The organism is Pseudomonas sp. R3-57, from assembly GCF_051132065.1.
Lineage (GTDB): Bacteria > Pseudomonadota > Gammaproteobacteria > Pseudomonadales > Pseudomonadaceae > Aquipseudomonas.
This window is the reverse complement of record NZ_CP071655.1, coordinates 5077774-5094743: the sequence shown is the minus strand read 5'-3', so window position 1 is coordinate 5094743 and position 16970 is coordinate 5077774. Positions and strand designations below refer to the sequence as shown.

The window sequence follows — 16970 nt, the reverse complement described above, 5'->3', positions numbered from 1 at the left end:
CGACGGACTGTTACTATCGCCGATCTCATTTTCAATTTTCAGGATCAGATTGATGAAAGTCGCCATCCTCTCCGGTTCGGTCTACGGCACCGCCGAAGAAGTCGCCCGTCATGCCCAGAACCTGTTGAAAGCCGCCGGTTTTGAAACCTTCTACAACTCGCGCGCCACGCTTGCCGACATTCAGGCATTCGGCCCACAAGCGTTTCTCGCCGTCACCTCGACCACCGGCATGGGTGAGCTGCCCGACAACCTGCAACCGCTGTATTCGACCCTTCGCGATCAGTTGCCGGCCGCCTGGCGCGATTTGCCGGGTGCGGTGATCGCTTTGGGCGACGCCAGTTACGGCGACACGTTCTGCGGCGGTGGGGAACAGCTGCGCGAATTGTTTGCTGAACTTGGCGTAAACGAGGTGCAGGACATGTTGCGCATCGACGCCAGCGAAAGTGTCACCCCGGAAACCGATGCCGAGCCGTGGCTGGCGCAGTTCATCGAAGCGCTCAAGGGCTGAGCGGATCCTCACAGCTTGCATGGCTGACTCGATCAGTCATCAAGCTGGCTGCCAATGCAACTACGCGATCGCCTGCGTCTGACTAGACTGCGCATACGTGCAGAACAACAAGAACGCAGAGGTGCATACAGTGAGCGTAGCCCCCGTCCCATCGTCCCTTGATGTCAAAAGCCAGGTCAGTGCTGCCGAATGGCAGGCCCGTGTCGACCTGGCCGCCTGCTATCGGCTGGTTGCACTGTATGGCTGGGACGACCTGATCTTCACGCACATCTCCGCCAAAGTCCCAGGCACCGAAGACTTCCTGATCAACCCGTTCGGTCTGATGTTTCATGAGATCACCGCGTCGAGCCTGGTGAAAGTCGATCAGGCCGGCAACAAGCTCATGGCCAGCCCTTACGAGATCAATCCGGCCGGCTACACCATCCACAGCGCCGTACATGAAGTGCGCCACGATGTGGTGTGTGTGCTGCACACCCACACCGCTTCCGGAGTGGCGGTGTCAGCGCAAAAGCAGGGCGTGTTACCGATCAGCCAGCAATCGCTGTTCGTGCTGTCGAGCCTGGCTTATCACGCCTACGAAGGCGTGGCGCTGAACCATGAAGAGAAGGCGCGCCTGCAGGCCGATCTCGGCGACAGCAATTTCCTCATGCTGCATAACCACGGCCTGCTGACCTGTGGCGGCACCATCGCCGACACCTTCCTGATGATGTTCACCTTCCAGCGTGCCTGCGACATTCAGGTGATGGCGCAAACCGGCGGCGCTGAACTGATCGCCATCGAACCGCAGATTCTGGCGGGCGCCAAAGCGATGATCGCCGGTGTCACCAAAAGCGCTCAAGGCATGGGTGGTGCGCTGGCCTGGCCGGCGCTGCTGCGCAAACTCGATCAACAAGACCCCGGATATAAACTCTGATGCCACTCGCCGAGATTCCTCTGTGTGTCTGGCGCAAGCGCAGCCGGACCTTTGTTTTTCGCGGTCAGCCGATTCGCTACTGGACGGCGGGGCAGGGTGAGCCGTTGCTGCTGATTCACGGTTTCCCGACCGCCAGTTGGGATTGGCATTACCTCTGGCAGCCACTGGCCCAGCGCTATCGCGTGATCGCCTGCGACATGCTGGGTTTCGGCGATTCGGCCAAACCGCTCAAGCACACCTACAGCCTGCTGGAGCAGGCCGATCTGCAGCAGGCCTTGCTTGCGCATGTGCAGGCTGAGCAACCGCTGCACATTTTTGCCCATGACTACGGCGACAGTGTTGCCCAGGAATTGCTGGCGCGGCATTACGAAGGGCGCATCGAAGTCGCCAGTTGCGTGTTTCTCAATGGCGGGTTGTTTCCCGAGACCCATCGTCCGGTGCTTATGCAGAAATTGCTGCTCAGCCCGCTGGGCTGGATAATCGGCCGTGCGTTCAGCCGTGATGCGCTGGTAAAGAGCTTTCGGCAGATTTTCGGCCCGCACACCGGCCCGAGCGAAAGTGAACTGGATGATTTCTGGAGCCTGATCGAGAGCAATCACGGGCCACGCATCATGCACAAGTTGATCAGCTATATCCCAGAGCGACGGCTGCAGCGTGATCGTTGGGTCACTGCGATGCAGCGCGATGAGATTCCGTTACGGGTGATCGACGGTGAGTTCGATCCGATTTCCGGAGCGCACATGGTCGCGCGTTACCGCGAATTGATTCCAAACGCCGACACCGTGCTGTTGCCGGGGATTGGTCATTACCCGCAGACCGAAGCGCCGGTGCAGGTGCTCAAGCATTACCTGGAATTCCGCCAGCGTCTGGCGCTGCCGCCGCGCAAAGTCGCATATTCCTGATCGGGCCGGGAGGCATACTGCCTCTCGCTGCCTCAATGCTTGTCATCATCCCCCAGCCTTATCGCGCACCATTCAGCCGTAGTCGTGTTCGTTGTGACTCAAACTGCTGTGCCTGACACTTCCGTTCAATGTCCCATTGCTCTGTTGGAGTTGCCGCGATGAATGAGTCTGTGCGTTTCGAAGATAAAGTCGTAATCGTCACCGGGGCCGGTGGTGGCCTGGGACGCGCCCACGCATTGCTGTTCGCCAGGCAGGGCGCGAAAGTGCTGGTCAACGATCTCGGCGGCTCGACGCAGGGCGAAGGCGCCAATGCCTCCGCGGCCGATCGTGTCGTCGCCGAGATCCGCGCGGCCGGCGGCATCGCCGAAGCCAACCACGACTCGGTCACCGACGGCGACAAACTGGTACAGAACGCCCTTGATGCCTTCGGCCGCGTTGACGTGGTGGTCAACAACGCCGGCATCCTGCGCGACAAGACCTTCCACAAAATGGATGACGCCGACTGGGATCTGGTTTACCGCGTCCACGTCGAAGGCGCCTATAAAGTCACCCGCGCTGCCTGGCCTCACTTGCGCGAGCAAAACTACGGTCGCGTGCTCTTCACCGCCTCGACCTCCGGCATCTACGGCAACTTCGGCCAGTCCAACTACGGCATGGCCAAACTCGGTCTCTACGGTTTGACCCGCACCCTGGCCATTGAAGGTCGCAAGAACAACATCCTCGTCAACGCCATCGCCCCGACCGGCGGCACGCGCATGACCGAAGGCCTGATCCCGCCGCAAGTGTTCGAGCAACTCAAACCGGAACTGGTCAGCCCGTTGGTGGTGTATCTGGCCAGCGAGCAGTGCCAGGAAACCTCCGGGCTGTTCGAGGTCGGTGGCGGCTGGATGGGCAAGGTGCGCTGGGAGCGCAGCCTCGGTGCCGGGTTCGATCCGCGAGTGGGGTTTTCACCGGAGGATGTGGCGGCGCACTGGCAGCAGATTTGCGATTTCGAAGGAGCGGCGCATCCGCAGGACAATATGGAAGCGTTGAAGGAGATGATGGCGAATTTGCAGAAGTATTCTATTTAAAAACCGAGGAAGAGCAGGCGGAGGATGCCTGCTCTTTTTACTATTCTTCAGCTTTGAATCCAGGTTTTCGGTTGGCTGCTCGCCAGGTTTTGAAAACGTCGATCACACCCTGCGGACTATCCTCGACATCTTGCTCCGGGTGGCACAACACATCGCAAGCATTCGGGTGCTCCGAGGTATTGATGATGGCTTCAAAAATATCGTCGTGCTCGGCCTCTGACCCATAGCTTCCATCGAACAACTTGCTGACGAGTTCCAGGTATTCGCGCTCTGTGTAGTCTTCGAATTTGCTTTTCAGATTTTCGATCATTTGCCTGCTCCCCTCTTGAGGGAGTGAATTTTGATGTGCTGTTTGGGAGTAAGTACTTTTAGATTATCCATGTCGTAGACCGCTCCACCGAGTTCAATAGGTATTACATGATGCAGTTCGTATTTTCTACGTTTTCCGATGTGTTCTATTTGCTTTGGCTTGGGCGATAACCCGTGGAGAAGAGATGACCGATCGATATGACTGAACTGCGAGAGAAGGTCTTTATCTGCCGCGATAGCCTTCCAAAACGTTTTGCGGAAAGCCCTGAAGCTCGAAAACTCCCTTCCTCGGAGTCTGTTTGCAATCTGCTCAGGAATCGCTGCGCCTTGCGCCGTGGCAGCCGCTCCCAGCCAATTGCCTGACACCGGCTGGCCGACTCCGCTAGCGACTCCAGGATCCTGGCGTCGGTCCCGGAACATGGTGAATACCGGGGCAATGCCGGACTCGATCGGGAAGACCGTTATCCATCCACCAAAACCGTAGCGATCCCACTGCGGGTGGAGATCGATCCGACCACTGTCAGGTGTAACTTCGGCGCCTTCATACACGGGTAAATCTGTATCGACCCATGGCGACTCGGTCGATGGATTCAGCGGCTCCACCCGCGGCGTCCAGGTGACGATGGGACCTTTGGTTTCGTTGTCGGACGAGCTGGAAACGTAAACGGCTTTCTGCGCGTCGTATCGCGCAACTCTGACCGGCACAGCGCTGGGTACCGTCGCCCCATCGGTGCTGACAACGACAATCTCGACCCTGTTGCCAATCGTTCTTGAACCCAGTCTGACTGGCAGATCGACCTCACCCGCGGTGGTCGCCAAATCATACAAATCGGTTGTCAGGTCAGGTGCAAGGTCCGACAACGGGACGCTGGCGCTAAAGAGGTCGCCATTGCCCAGCTCCGAGGGCACGAGCAGCGCGGCGAAACCGACCAGCACCGGTGCGGCCGCAGACGAGATCGCTGCGGTGGCGATGGTAATTGCCGAGTGAAATGCCGATCTGATCGCCAAGGCATCCGCGGGGCTGCTGCCCAGTGAACCGAGTGTGCCGGCGAACGTTGGGCCAAACGCGGACAATGAACCGATATTGGCAAATTCCGGCCGCTCCCAGCGCACCTCGGTCTGCGCTCGCCGTTCAGCGTAAAAACGAGCTTGTTCTGCACGAACCTTTTCCGCCGCACGCGCTTGCAGGCGGGCTTGTCGTTGTTGTTTTCTTCGGGCCTTTCTCTGATCTTTCTTCTGCTGCTCCAGACGATTTTGCGCATCACGCTGCTCGGTCTGCTGTTGGACTATCGCCCTTTGCGCCTCAATCTGGCGCAGTCGTTGCGCTTCTGCGGCGAGTCTCGACTGCTCGGCGGCAATGTGTCTCTGCGCCGCTTCGGCAGCCAGTCGCGCTTGTTCGACTGCCAGACGTTGAGCCTCTGCCATCGCAGCAAGTCGTGCCTGTTCACGGGCCAGAATTTGCGCCTGCTCTCGGCGTGCAGCTTCGGCAATCTCTCTCTGACGTTGCTGTTCAGCGGCAATCCGCGCGCGTTCCGCTGCCACTCGCTGCGCTTGTGCGGCAGCCGCTTGCGCGCGGTCGTTGGCCTGAACCGTGGCCAGCCAGTTCTGCACGTTGATTTGCTGCTGGTTGAACACTTGGATTGCTTGCGCCAGCAAGCGGGCGTCATGGGCCGCTCTGTAGGAGGCGGTCCAGGCTTGTATTGCTATCCCGCCCGGCATTACCGGATTTTGCAGGGTGACCGCTTTTTGATAAAAATCGATCAGCTTTTTGTCGAGCGGATCGCTGCCATAAAATCGATTGGCCAAAGCCGTTTTTTGCTGAAACTCTGCGTTTTTTCGCTGCAGCAGCGTGGTGCGAACTCCCAGTTCGCGAACGAGCGAGTCCGCGGGTGGAAGCGGATGGGTCGTACCTTCCAGCCTTGTTGCGGCCAGTTCGTTTTCCAGCGTCTGCGGCAGTTGCTGGGCTCGGTTCTGATATTCCTGCGCGAGTGCTGCCTTGGTCGCTTCTATCGCTTTGAAGTTAGCGACGACAAGGTTCTGTGGACCGAAGTTGTGCGGGCCGAACATGCCGCTGTTCGGAATCGTCGTTGATGTTCCAGAGGCAACTGGAATGTGATTGGGCGCAACCGCTGTCGTATGGACAGCTTCGGTCAACTCCCATGTCGGGGGCTTTTGCATATTCATGTCCTTTTGAATGTGCGTGGTAGTTCGCTGGTAATTCAGCACGGCCGGCCGGTGGTGACGTCCGTGTCACCAGCGAAGGGTTGAGGTGTTTCAAGTTACATCAGAGTTGCGGTGACCGATTCTGAGAAGCCCGTCAGTAAACGGGCGTTGTCTGGAGAGCGCTTTCGTCGATTAGTGAACACGCGGGGATAATTCTTCTGGGCGTCAGGAAATGTCCCACGCTGCGTTCGGTTTTTTTTGCATCCCGAACGCCCGGACTTTTCACCAGCCATAAAAAAGGCCGCTGCAAACGCAGCGGCCAAGGCAAGACGTTGGATCAAGGAGCTACAAATCAACGTCAGTGAACAGCGGGGCGATCAACCGGAACCTTCGATTGATCTGAAATCTGTCAGCAATGCCCGATTTGCTCAAAGGCCAATGCTGGATGCTTTACGGAGGTCCCGTGAAAACGCACCCAGAATACGGCGTTGGGTCTGTAGGAAAAATACCGATTCCGGACATGCACTGTTGCGGGGCATGTAACAGTGTCGTGCGCTGAAAGGCACCATGCGCGGCGCTGATGATCGTTCATCCAGCCGGTCCATGAGCAGCGCAATGCCCCGCATTGCGCGGGCATTCATCCTTTCGAGCGACAACGCAAATACCTCCTTGGTGCGCTTATCGACGCGGTGGTGCGGCAGTAGGGTGGGGCCTTCTGTCACTCACCGGGGAAGACGCATGACAAAAACAACAATGCGCGCCATCTTCACACCGCAGGCGCTGGCTGCCGCGGTGGCTTTGGGTTGCTGCGCCCAGGCGCACGCGGTTGCATTCAACATCGGCGAAATCGAAGGCACCTTCGATTCGTCCCTGTCGATCGGCGCGAGCTGGGGCATGCGCGATGCCGACCGCTCACTGGTCGGCACGGTCAACGGCGGCACCGGGCAATCCTCGACCGGTGATGACGGGCGCTTGAATTTCAAGAAGGGCGAGACCTTCTCGAAGATCTTCAAAGGCATTCACGATCTCGAACTCAAATACGGCGATACCGGCGTGTTCGTGCGCGGCAAGTACTGGTACGACTTCGAACTCAAGGATGAGGACCGCGAGTTCAAACAGATCAGCGACAGCGGCCGCAAGGAAGGCGCGAAGTCCTCCGGCGCGCAGATTCTCGATGCCTTCGTGTATCACAACTACGCCATCGCCAATCTGCCGGGCACCGTGCGGGCCGGCAAGCAAGTCGTGAGCTGGGGCGAAAGTACCTTCATCGGTAACTCGATCAACAGCATCAACCCGATCGATGTCTCGGCGTTTCGCCGCCCCGGTGCGGAGATCAAGGAAGGTCTGATTCCGGTCAATATGCTGTTCGGCTCGCAGAGCCTCACCGACAAACTCTCGGTTGAAGGTTTTTATCAACTGGAGTGGGACCAGACCGTTCTCGACAACTGCGGCACTTTCTTCGGTGTCGACGTCGCAGCGGATGGCTGCAACAACGGCTACACCGTCGGCAGCCCGGCGGTGGCGCCACTGGTGCCGCTGACCACTGCGTTTGGCCAAGGCATTCAGGTGACCCGCGAGGGTGTGGTCATTCCCCGTGGCGGCGATCGTGATGCGCGCGATTCCGGGCAGTGGGGCACGGCGCTGCGCTGGCTCGGCGAAGACACCGAATACGGCCTCTACTTCATGAACTACCACAGCCGCACGCCAACGGTCGGCACCACCACTGCGGGGTTGTCGACGCTTGCAGCATTGCCCGGCATGGTCGGCATTGCCAACCGTCTGGCGCCGGGCAGCGGTGCGGGGCTGGCGCAAAGCGTGATGCTCGGACGCGGCCAGTATTACCTCGAATATCCCGAAGACATTCGGCTCTACGGTGCAAGCTTTTCCACCACGCTGCCTACCGGTACCGCATGGACTGGCGAGATCAGCTACCGGCCCAACGCCCCGGTGCAGGTCAACACCAACGACCTGACGCTGGCGCTGGTCAATCCGATTGCCGGCGGCAGCGCTTCGCCGCTCGTGACCTCGCCGGGCGCCGACAACAAGGGCTATCGCCGCAAGGAAGTCACGCAGGTGCAGAGCACGCTGACGCACTTCTTCGATCAGGTCCTGGGCGCGGAACGCCTGACTGTGGTCGGCGAAGCGGCGGTGGTGCACGTCGGTGGGCTGGAGTCGCGCAGTGACCTGCGTTACGGCCGCGATTCGGTTTACGGGCAATACGGTTTCGGTGGCGACACCGACGGGTTCGTCACCTCGACCTCATGGGGCTATCGCGCCCGGGCCATTCTCGATTACGCCAACGTGATCGGCGGCGTCAACTTCAAACCCAACCTGTCGTGGTCGCATGACGTCGCCGGTTACGGTCCCAACGGCCTGTTCAACGAAGGCGCGAAAGCGATCAGCGTCGGCGTCGATGCCGACTACCGCAACACCTACACCGCGAGCCTCAGTTACACCGACTTCTTCGGTGGGGACTACAACGTGCTTGAGGACCGTGACTTCGTCGCTTTGAGCTTCGGTGTGAACTTCTGATCTGCCCGAGAAGGATGAATGCAATGCGCAAAATGATTCTGCAATGTGGCGTGCTGGCCCTGAGTCTGCTGGCGGCCAATGTGATGGCGGCGGTGTCGCCGGATGAAGCGAACAAACTTGGCACCAGCCTGACCCCGCTCGGCGCTGAAAAGGCCGGCAACGCTGATGGTTCGATCCCGGCCTGGACTGGCGGCATCCCGATAAACGCCGGTGCGGTGGACAGCAAGGGTTTCCTCGCTGACCCGTTCGCCAATGAAAAGCCGCTGTTCACCATCACCGCGGCCAACGTCGAGCAGTACAAGAGCAAGCTGTCCGACGGTCAGGTAGCGATGTTCAAACGCTATCCGGAAACCTACAAGATCCCGGTCTACCCGACGCATCGCACGGTGGGCGCGCCGGCGGAAATTTACGAATCGGCCAAACGCAGCGCGTTGAATGTGACCTCGATCAACGACGGCAACGGCCTGGCGAACTTCACCGGTAATCGCTACTACGCCTTCCCGATTCCGAAAAACGGTGTCGAGGTTTTGTGGAACCACATCACCCGCTATCACGGCGGCAACCTGCGGCGGATCATCACCCAGGTCACGCCGCAGACCAACGGCAGCTACACGCCGATCCGCTTCGAAGAAGAGGTGGCGGTGCCGCAGTTGATGAAGGAACTCGATCCGGAAAAAGCCGCCAACGTGCTGACCTTCTTCAAGCAGTCGGTCACCGCGCCGGCACGTCTGGCCGGTAACGTGCTGCTGGTGCATGAAACCCTCGATCAGGTGAAGGAACCACGTCTGGCCTGGATCTACAACGCCGGACAACGCCGCGTCCGACGCGCCCCGCAAGTCGCCTATGACGGCCCGGGCACCGCCGCCGACGGTCTGCGTACTTCCGACAACTTCGACATGTTCTCCGGCGCGCCGGATCGCTATGACTGGAAACTGGTCGGCAAGAAGGAAATGTACATCCCGTACAACAGCTACAAGCTCGACTCGCCGAAACTCAAGTACGACGACATCGTCAAGGCGGGCCACATCAATCAGGACCTCACCCGTTATGAATTGCACCGGGTCTGGGAAGTGATCGGCACGGTCAAGCCGAACGAACGCCACATCTATGCCAAACGCCACATGTACATCGATGAAGACAGCTGGCAAGTCGCGCTGGCCGATCACTACGATGGACGCGGGCAACTGTGGCGCGTTGCTGAAGGTCACTCGCAGTATTACTACGACCACCAGACCCAGGCTTATACCCTCGAAGCCCTCTACGACATCATCGCCGGCCGCTACATCGCGCTGGGGATGAAGAACGAAGAGAAGCACAGTTTCGAGTTCCGCTTCGAAGCCAAGGCTGCCGACTACACACCATCGGCGTTGCGTGCCGAGGGCGTGCGGTAACGGTTTCGATACCTGGGCAGTACAAAAGGCGACCGCACGGTCGCCTTTTTTATGGCCCTCAATCAGCGCGCTGAATATTTATCAACAAGTGTCCGGGAGAGGGCTAGGGTGACGGCACAACGATAAAAAGGCCCAGCCGATGACAGCCATGACGCCCTGCCTGGATCGACCCGGTTTTTTGCCCAGGCTTTCTTCTCATCACCAGTTTCGCAGCCGTTTAAGCGAACCGTTGTTGGCGTCGACGGCGCGGGTCAGGTTGGTCTGTGCACCGGCGGGCAGCGGCAAAACCGCGCTGTTTGCCGAGTGTTTGCTCCAGGTGCGTGCGGACAGCGAAGCGATCTGGCTGCCGCTGGCGGGCGCAACGCTCAGCCGTGAGGCGTTCTGCCTGCACCTGGCCCTTGCGTTGGGACTGGACGAAGACCTTGGTGAGTCAGCGCTGTGCGCGGCGCTGGCAAATTGGTCCAGGACCACGGCGTTGTTTATTGATGATTACTGTCGCCTGCCGGATCCGGCGCTGGATGCTTTATTGGATCGCTTGCTTGCGATCAGCAGTCCGGCGCTTGTCTGGTGGATCAGCACTCGCCGTCGACCGCAGTGCAATTGGCCGCGCCTTCTGCTTGATGACGAACTGTTTGAATGTGAGCGCGCCAGCCTTGCGTTGACGCGCGATGAAGTGGCGTCGGTGCTGCGTCACTTGTCGCCAGATAAGGCCGACACTGTCGCTGCTCGCATTGTCCAGCGCACCGGCGGTTGGTGCGCCGGCGTGCGCATGCTGCTTCTGCAAAAGTGCGACTGGTCGCAACGCCTTGAGTCCAGGCAGCGTGTCGACACGTTGCTGGATTACCTGCAACACGAACTGTTCAGCAGTCTGACGCCGGAGCAGGCCGAGGCATGGCGTGTGCTGGTCCATCTGCCGCGGTTCAATGCGCAACTGTGTGAGCATTTGTTTGGCGCCGGTGAGGGCGCGCAGCTTCTGCATGATCTGCAAGTGCTTGGCTGCTTCATCGAACCGTGGAACGACTGCGCCGATTGGCAGCAGATCTTCCCACCCTTGTCGCGAATCATGCGCGAGTCAAATTGGCCCTGCGCGCGCTCCTGGCACCGGCGAACCTGTCAGTGGTTCAGCGCGGCGCAGGATTGGCGAGCGGCATTTGAACATGCGCTGCTGGCCGAAGAATATGAAACCGCCGCGAGCCTGTTGCAGCATTTCAGTTTTGAGGACTTGTTTGAGGACCGGACGGTTGTGCTGTTATTGCGGTTCCATGAGCAACAGAGCCAGGAACTGACCCTGGTGACTCCGCAACTGATTGGTCTGGTCACTGGCGCACTGCTTTTCGCCGGGCGCTTCGAACAGGCCGCGCAATGCATGGCCCGGTCGTCCCGCTTCATGCCGCAGCCTTCGGCGCATCTGGAGCAGCAGTTGCTCGCGCGCTGGCAGGCGCAACAAGGCTGGCTTTGTCACTTGCAAGGGCAGATGGAAATGGCGCGCGTGTGTTTTCACGAAGCGTTGGCAGCGCTGGCTCCCGGTGCCTGGCAAGCGCGCTTGTTATGCCTGTCCGGGCTGACTCAACAAGCACTGCTGTGTGGTGAGCTCGATCAGGCCCACGCCATCAACCGTGAGGCACTGTGCCTGGCACGCGCTCACGGCTCATTGCTGTTCGAAGGCTTGCTTGAGCTCGACCACGCCCAATGGCTGGAGCAGCGGGGCGCCCCTGTACGTGCTGAAAGTCTGCTCATGGAGATCGAGCATTTGCTGCGTCAGCGCAGGGTGACGCCCACGCCCCTGCTCGGAAGGATCGCGCTGCGGCGAGGCCGGCTGGCGCTATGCATGGGGTGTGACGAGCGGGCTGCAGATCTGTTCAGCCAAGGCCTGGAGGACTGCCTGCGCAGTGAAGACAAGCGGGTGTTGTATGGCTACCTGGGGCAGGCTCAGCTGGCAGGCAATCGTGGCGATTACGCCGGCGCGTTCGAACGCTTGCGCGAGGCTGAAAGGGTCATGCAGCAGCGGCAGATTCCCGAGACGGTCTATCGCGGTGTCGTGCTGCAGGTCAGTAGCCAGTTCTGGTTGCAGCAAGGCCGACCGCAACTGGCACATGAAGCGTTAGGGCGGCTATTGCGGCATTACCGCGGCCCTGCTGCTCTGCAGGCGCCTCCGGCGACATTCGAATTGATTACCCGTATCGAATACCTGCTGGCTTGCGCACGTATGCAGTTGAGCCCGGATCGAACCTGTATCCCGGCAATAGAAGCTCTATTAAAACGAGCCCGGACACAGGGCATGTTGGCGGCGGAAACGGAATTACTGCTGGCTGTCGCCCAATTGGCGGAGTCCGTCGGCGATAGCACCATGGCGCAGCAAGCCTTGGAGCGGGCGCGGGGGCTTGTTGAACAATGTCATTTGCATCAAGCCATACGGGAATGGCAATTACGCCGAGGTCAGGCAGCCACCGCATCGGCCACGGCTGTTCCTGCTTCAGCATCCGGGGAAGTTAATCTATTGCCAGGACTTAGCCGCCGTGAACGCGAAGTACTGGTGCTGATTGCGCAGGGACTCTCTAATCAGGAAGTTGCCGAACACCTATTTATTTCCTTGCATACTGTAAAAACCCACGCAAGGCGAATAAATGGAAAGTTGGGTGTGGAACGCCGCACCCAAGCGGTGGCGAAAGCAAAGGCAGTGGGGATACTTGATTAAAGTTGTGCTCGTCGTCGCAATTGGAAGTTGACGTTTCTTTTTGTTGGGCATGGTTTGTAATCTATTCAGGCTTCTTATTGGTGAGAAGAAAATCTACCTTGTATCTATCGTCAGGTGCTGCATTCGCAGTTATGGATAGTAAACAAGGAGGCGATATGAGCAGTTTATTCAAGAGTTTAATGCGTCATTCAATCGGCGAGCAGGTAACCTGGGTCGAAGAATGGGAAAAAGCCCAGCGTGCTAAAGACGAGTTGTTCGCAATTATCGAGGCAATACCGACTGTACAAGATATTTTGCGCAAAACGCTCGTCGCCGAGTTACAGCGTTTGGGCAAGGATATTGATATCGACAATGTCTACGTCAATACCGGTACTTCTCTACATGCCAGTGTAAATCGTCCCTCGGGTTCTCTTTGGGAGGTAACACTTTACTGTCTCGATAATAACGTGGTCCCTGCCTGGAACGCAGGTGATGACGGGGTGTTTTTCCTGCCCGATACCTTCAGCGATCAATTCAAAGTCGACGGTCTCAACGTTCATATCGTGCAGGATATGGTCTCGGCTTTGTCTTCTGGCCTGGAAAATAACCTGCGCACCGAACTCCAGACATTCTGGGCTGCCGCGGTGAGCTCTACTCGTCCAGAAAATGCGTCGCTGACCAACAAGCAGGCATTTATTCAGGCTTACGGCCTGGTGACGAGCGCAGAATTATCGCTATCGGGCATGGCGCAAAATTTCGATGGTTATCTGGGCGAGCGATTTGCTTCGCTGCTTGATACGGCAACCGGTCAAGGGGTGTACGAAGTCATTCAGCAACCAACACCGGATTATCTCGATTTGCTTCAGCCCTGTTTTGTTCTGGACAATGCCGAACGTCCAGAAGCAGAAATGAAACTGGTCAATGAGTCAACCTCTTACCTCCTGCATACGCTGGAAAAAGGCTTTGAGTATTTTGACAAAAACATTGATCTGCACAGCAAATTACAAGCTCGATTGTATCTGGATAGCAGCCAAATAAAGTATCTCAACGCCACGCGAAGCCCTCATGCGTTCTGCGTTGAAGTCCATCTTCAGGGTCAACTCGAGAGTGTAACGGCTTTTATAGCTGGCCGTGAGCAACTGCAACAAACGCTGACTTCCGTACTGCAGGAAAATCAAGGCATGCATGTGTTGCGTTACGGCATCAACAGCCGCTTCCATCTTCTGTGGGCAGCTTTGAAGCGCACCGACTGGCCGCTTTGGCTTAAAGGCGCCGGCAGTGATATTCAAAAGCGGTATACAGAGCTCGAAACATCCAGGGATAAATACCAAGTCGATTTTGAGACTGTTTTCAACACATGTTTTTCGTTCAAGGACTTCGTCTTGCGAACATTTTCCGAGTGGGCGGAAAGAGTCCTCGGAGAACGACTGGATCCGGAAAACATTAGTGTTCACAGTTCCTACTCCATGCAAGTTGCCGGTCGAACCATTGTGCAGGAGGAAACTCGCACACTGACGGAGTTCATTGTCTTCGGTTTGCATGATGATGCTCATAAAGCGATTATCCGCCTGGTGGATGCACCCCGCGGAAGCCGGCTGACAACGGTTGCGCTTGAACAGTGGTTGGCGAATCGCAACTTGCGCCTTCAGTTCACAGCGAGCTTTCCGTCCTCACCCTCGGTCGATTATCAACAGGCTTACCGGAACTATCTATTTAGCCAGATGGAGTTTGCAGCTTTTGTTGCTCGTCACGCTGGAGAATTGGATGCAAATGATTTGAATGTTGTTTCCCGTGCCATGGCCAATGATCCGTCGATCATCCTGCAGGGCTTGAACATCAGGTTACAGAGACCAGCGTTAAAGGACGTCCTGGTTATTTCGGCTAATGGATACTCACCGTTGCTGATATTTTTCAAATCGCCTGACGGCGATTTCAAATTTCGAAAGTTTTCTGGGATTTACGCGGCGAATCGCTGGCTGGAATCGGTGCTATCGGCAAATCGCGAATATGCGGCGCTGGCAATCCATCCGGATTATCTGCACGAAGCGGGTGAATTGCTGGGTAGTGCGCGCACCGGAATAACTTACAAGTACACGCTCGATTACAGTCTGGCCGATCTTTCTTTGAACCCCAACGCCCCCTTGCTCGACTACGTCAACGTCGCTTATCGCGCCGAGATTGCCTTGCACAAGGCAATTGCACCGGCCACTTACCGAGCGCTGGGAATTGCAGGCCGCAGGCGTTATTCCCGGTTAACCACGGAACTCAAGGCGCTCTCCACGGTAGAGGCGCGAGAAAACGGTTTTCCAACGTTCGAGCAATTCACCTATGACTCGGTAAAAGCGCAGATAGAAGAAATCTTGCGCAGTCGGGGGACCATCGTTACGGTCAATCCTGATCAGATAATCATCCACACGGAAGAGTTTCGTAAGAGTGTTACCGACCTCTTGGTTGAAGGGTTGGCATTTGAAGCGGTACACCCTGCCTACGAAACGAAGTTCAGCCCAAAGTATTATCTGTTGGGTGGACACCCGGCCATTGAAAAACTGGATATCCGCGACCTTTCCTCGCTGTCGAAAACCTTTCGTCCAGGTGACAAGTATAGCGCGATGCTAAGGGCGCAATATCAGGACAAGGCTCACCCTGGTTATGCATTCAAACGCGCTGTACACGCCCGGAAGATTCGCTGTGAGATGAACTGCAACGCGGTTTCAGACTATATCAACGGTAGGTTGTCGACTGAGGCCTTTTCAGCCGTCCAGCGGGTCATTGATGGTTTGAAGGAGAGCGGCGGCAATCAGTCCATCGCGAATAATACGTTCGAAGGCGACGAAGGCTTATACAAATTCAATATCGATTCGCTGGGTTTGACCGTAGCGCAAGACCGCACAGTCGGCGGTGTGTATATATTCCGTCTGAAGTTGCTTTCGGGCTTTGTCAACGTGCTCTATACACCTGATGCACCAGACCTTGTCAGCTTCCGCCCGATTGCAGACTTCATTCCCTCCATCCGTTTTCGATACGGGCCATTCAGGGAGTATTTCAGCGATCGGATACTGCTCGTTGATCAAAAAGTAATCAGTGATTATTTTGACAGGCTTGTTGCCACGGTTGATGAAAGGCGGGCTGTCGGCACCCAGAACCGCGCGAAGCTACCTGACCTGTTCACTTTTCATGATGAGCGCGTGCGCCGCGTGTTGAGTGATATCGACGAACGCACTGTCAGCCTGAACGAGGTCATCGCCGGTCTTGTTTACGACAACGTGATCAAAGCCGCGGGCATCGTCAGCCTGCTGGTGCCGCCGGTCGGCACGGTGGTGGTGGCCGTGCAGATGATGAAGAGCATCTATGATGCGTCACAGTCGCACAGACGGGGTGATTATTCCGCCGCACTGGGGCATGTACAGGAAGCTATGATCGGGTTGCTCACCCTGGGCCAGGCAGCGGCGGCAGGTGCACCGGTCAAACAGCTGACCCATGTGCAACGGTCGTTTTTCAGTCTGTTCGAAGACGCGCGAACAGTGGCTGAACTGGTCACGTATTACACCGGCGAGCCAGACCTCAAGGAAACGCTGACCGGAATCTTCGCGACCATCATGGAAAGCGCCGATTTCGGGCTGAGTAAAACCACGGTTCATTGATCATGTTCGAGCGCTCATTGCCTCGGTCTTAACCTTCATACCCCATTCGCCAACTCACGGCCCGCGTCGCAGCCAGCAACCGCTGCGCCGCCGGGCCGTTTTCGTCGGCGTGGAACAGCGAAGTCGGGCCGACAATGGTCAGCACCGCGGCGATCTGTCCGACGGCGTTGAACACCGGCGCCGACAACGCATCCACTCCCGGCATCAGCAAACCGTGCACATGATGCAGGCCGCGTGCACGGATCTGTTCGCACAGCGTGATGTAAGCCTTTTGGTCCTTGAGCGGATGCTCGGCGGCGGCGACTTCCATTTCGCGCAAGTCATCGGTTTCCCGATGCGGCAGGTAGGCGCTGAACACCAGCCCGGTCGAGGAGCTGAGCAGCGGCAATACCGAGCCCAATTGCGTTACCACCGTCACCGCGCGCACAGCCGGTTCGATATGCACCACGGTCGCACCTTGGTTGCCCCATACCGCCAGAAAGCAGGTTTCATTGAGTTCGTCGCGCAACTCGGACAAGGGCAGGGCGGCGACTTTCAGCACGTCCATGCTGTTGAGGGCGGCGAGGCCGACGCGCAGCGCTTCCCGGCCCAGACCGTAATGGTTGGTCGCAGCGTTCTGCTCGGCAAAACCTGAAGCGATCAACGCTTGCAGATAACGATGCACCTTGCTCGCCGGCATCTGCACGTGCTCGGCCAGGCGCGACAATGACGTCGATGGCGACAGCTCGGCCAGCGCCTTGAGGATGTCAGTGCCGACCTCGGCGGAGCGGACTTTCTGTTTGCCGTTGCTGTCGCTGGTTTTTTCCATGGGCTGGCGGTTCCGGTTTCGAATGGGCGTCTTTATAGCTTGACGCTGGATAGCGAGCA

General features: G+C 57.8%; 11 protein-coding genes. 8 read left to right on the top strand and 3 right to left on the bottom strand.

Annotated features, from left to right (window positions below; genetic code table 11):
* Window positions 1-52 precede the first annotated feature (52 nt).
* The 4 genes from J3P93_RS22950 (at window position 53) to J3P93_RS22935 (ending at window position 3393) form a co-directional block, all read left to right on the top strand.
* Window positions 53-508 (top strand): flavodoxin, encoded by a 456-nt coding sequence (locus tag J3P93_RS22950; protein ID WP_434592242.1) that lies wholly within the window; start codon window positions 53-55, stop codon window positions 506-508.
* Window positions 509-638: 130 nt separating this feature from the next.
* Window positions 639-1421 (top strand): class II aldolase/adducin family protein, encoded by a 783-nt coding sequence (locus J3P93_RS22945; RefSeq protein WP_434592239.1) that lies wholly within the window; start codon window positions 639-641, stop codon window positions 1419-1421.
* On the top strand, window positions 1421-2323 hold the full coding sequence (locus J3P93_RS22940; protein WP_434592236.1) for an alpha/beta fold hydrolase: 903 nt from the start codon (window positions 1421-1423) through the stop codon (window positions 2321-2323). The genes J3P93_RS22945 and J3P93_RS22940 overlap by 1 nt, the downstream gene beginning before the upstream one ends.
* A gap of 158 nt (window positions 2324-2481) precedes the next feature.
* The gene (locus J3P93_RS22935; protein ID WP_434592233.1) at window positions 2482-3393 is read left to right on the top strand and encodes an SDR family oxidoreductase; all 912 of its coding nucleotides are present in this window, start codon (window positions 2482-2484) and stop codon (window positions 3391-3393) included.
* A gap of 40 nt (window positions 3394-3433) precedes the next feature.
* On the opposite strand, the gene J3P93_RS22930 is transcribed toward J3P93_RS22935, so the two are convergent.
* Window positions 3434-3703, bottom strand: a complete 270-nt coding sequence (locus J3P93_RS22930) for a bacteriocin immunity protein (protein ID WP_434592230.1) — start codon at window positions 3701-3703, stop codon at window positions 3434-3436.
* Window positions 3700-5880, bottom strand: a complete 2181-nt coding sequence (locus J3P93_RS22925) for an S-type pyocin domain-containing protein (protein ID WP_434592227.1) — start codon at window positions 5878-5880, stop codon at window positions 3700-3702. Before J3P93_RS22925 ends, J3P93_RS22930 begins: the two co-directional genes overlap by 4 nt.
* A 723-nt stretch (window positions 5881-6603) precedes the next feature.
* Between J3P93_RS22925 and J3P93_RS22920 the strand changes: the two genes are divergently transcribed.
* From J3P93_RS22920 to J3P93_RS22905, 4 genes are all read left to right on the top strand, one after another.
* Window positions 6604-8397 (top strand): DUF1302 domain-containing protein, encoded by a 1794-nt coding sequence (locus J3P93_RS22920; protein WP_434592224.1) that lies wholly within the window; start codon window positions 6604-6606, stop codon window positions 8395-8397.
* Window positions 8398-8420: 23 nt separating this feature from the next.
* Window positions 8421-9788: a DUF1329 domain-containing protein gene (locus J3P93_RS22915; RefSeq protein WP_434592222.1), complete on the top strand. Its 1368-nt coding sequence runs from the start codon at window positions 8421-8423 to the stop codon at window positions 9786-9788.
* 139 nt (window positions 9789-9927) lie between these two features.
* The gene (locus J3P93_RS22910; protein ID WP_434592219.1) at window positions 9928-12483 is read left to right on the top strand and encodes a LuxR C-terminal-related transcriptional regulator; all 2556 of its coding nucleotides are present in this window, start codon (window positions 9928-9930) and stop codon (window positions 12481-12483) included.
* 155 nt (window positions 12484-12638) lie between these two features.
* The gene (locus J3P93_RS22905) at window positions 12639-16103 is read left to right on the top strand and encodes a dermonecrotic toxin domain-containing protein (RefSeq protein ID WP_434592216.1); all 3465 of its coding nucleotides are present in this window, start codon (window positions 12639-12641) and stop codon (window positions 16101-16103) included.
* Between the two features lie 28 nt (window positions 16104-16131).
* Here the strand turns inward: J3P93_RS22905 and J3P93_RS22900 are convergent, their stop codons facing one another.
* Complete coding sequence (locus tag J3P93_RS22900) at window positions 16132-16911, bottom strand: IclR family transcriptional regulator (RefSeq protein WP_434592214.1); 780 nt, start codon at window positions 16909-16911, stop codon at window positions 16132-16134.
* Window positions 16912-16970 lie beyond the last annotated feature (59 nt).

Bases quoted from the DNA above. Each gene is read 5' to 3' on its own strand.
- J3P93_RS22950 (WP_434592242.1), top strand. From the start codon at position 53: ATGAAAGTCGCCATCCTCTCCGGTTCGGTCTACGGCACCGCCGAAGAA.
- J3P93_RS22940 (WP_434592236.1), top strand. From the start codon at position 1,421: ATGCCACTCGCCGAGATTCCTCTGTGTGTCTGGCGCAAGCGCAGCCGG.
- J3P93_RS22935 (WP_434592233.1), top strand. From the start codon at position 2,482: ATGAATGAGTCTGTGCGTTTCGAAGATAAAGTCGTAATCGTCACCGGG.
- J3P93_RS22930 (WP_434592230.1), bottom strand. From the start codon at position 3,703: ATGATCGAAAATCTGAAAAGCAAATTCGAAGACTACACAGAGCGCGAA.
- J3P93_RS22925 (WP_434592227.1), bottom strand. From the start codon at position 5,880: ATGCAAAAGCCCCCGACATGGGAGTTGACCGAAGCTGTCCATACGACA.
- J3P93_RS22920 (WP_434592224.1), top strand. From the start codon at position 6,604: ATGACAAAAACAACAATGCGCGCCATCTTCACACCGCAGGCGCTGGCT.
- J3P93_RS22915 (WP_434592222.1), top strand. From the start codon at position 8,421: ATGCGCAAAATGATTCTGCAATGTGGCGTGCTGGCCCTGAGTCTGCTG.
- J3P93_RS22910 (WP_434592219.1), top strand. From the start codon at position 9,928: ATGACAGCCATGACGCCCTGCCTGGATCGACCCGGTTTTTTGCCCAGG.
- J3P93_RS22905 (WP_434592216.1), top strand. From the start codon at position 12,639: ATGAGCAGTTTATTCAAGAGTTTAATGCGTCATTCAATCGGCGAGCAG.
- J3P93_RS22900 (WP_434592214.1), bottom strand. From the start codon at position 16,911: ATGGAAAAAACCAGCGACAGCAACGGCAAACAGAAAGTCCGCTCCGCC.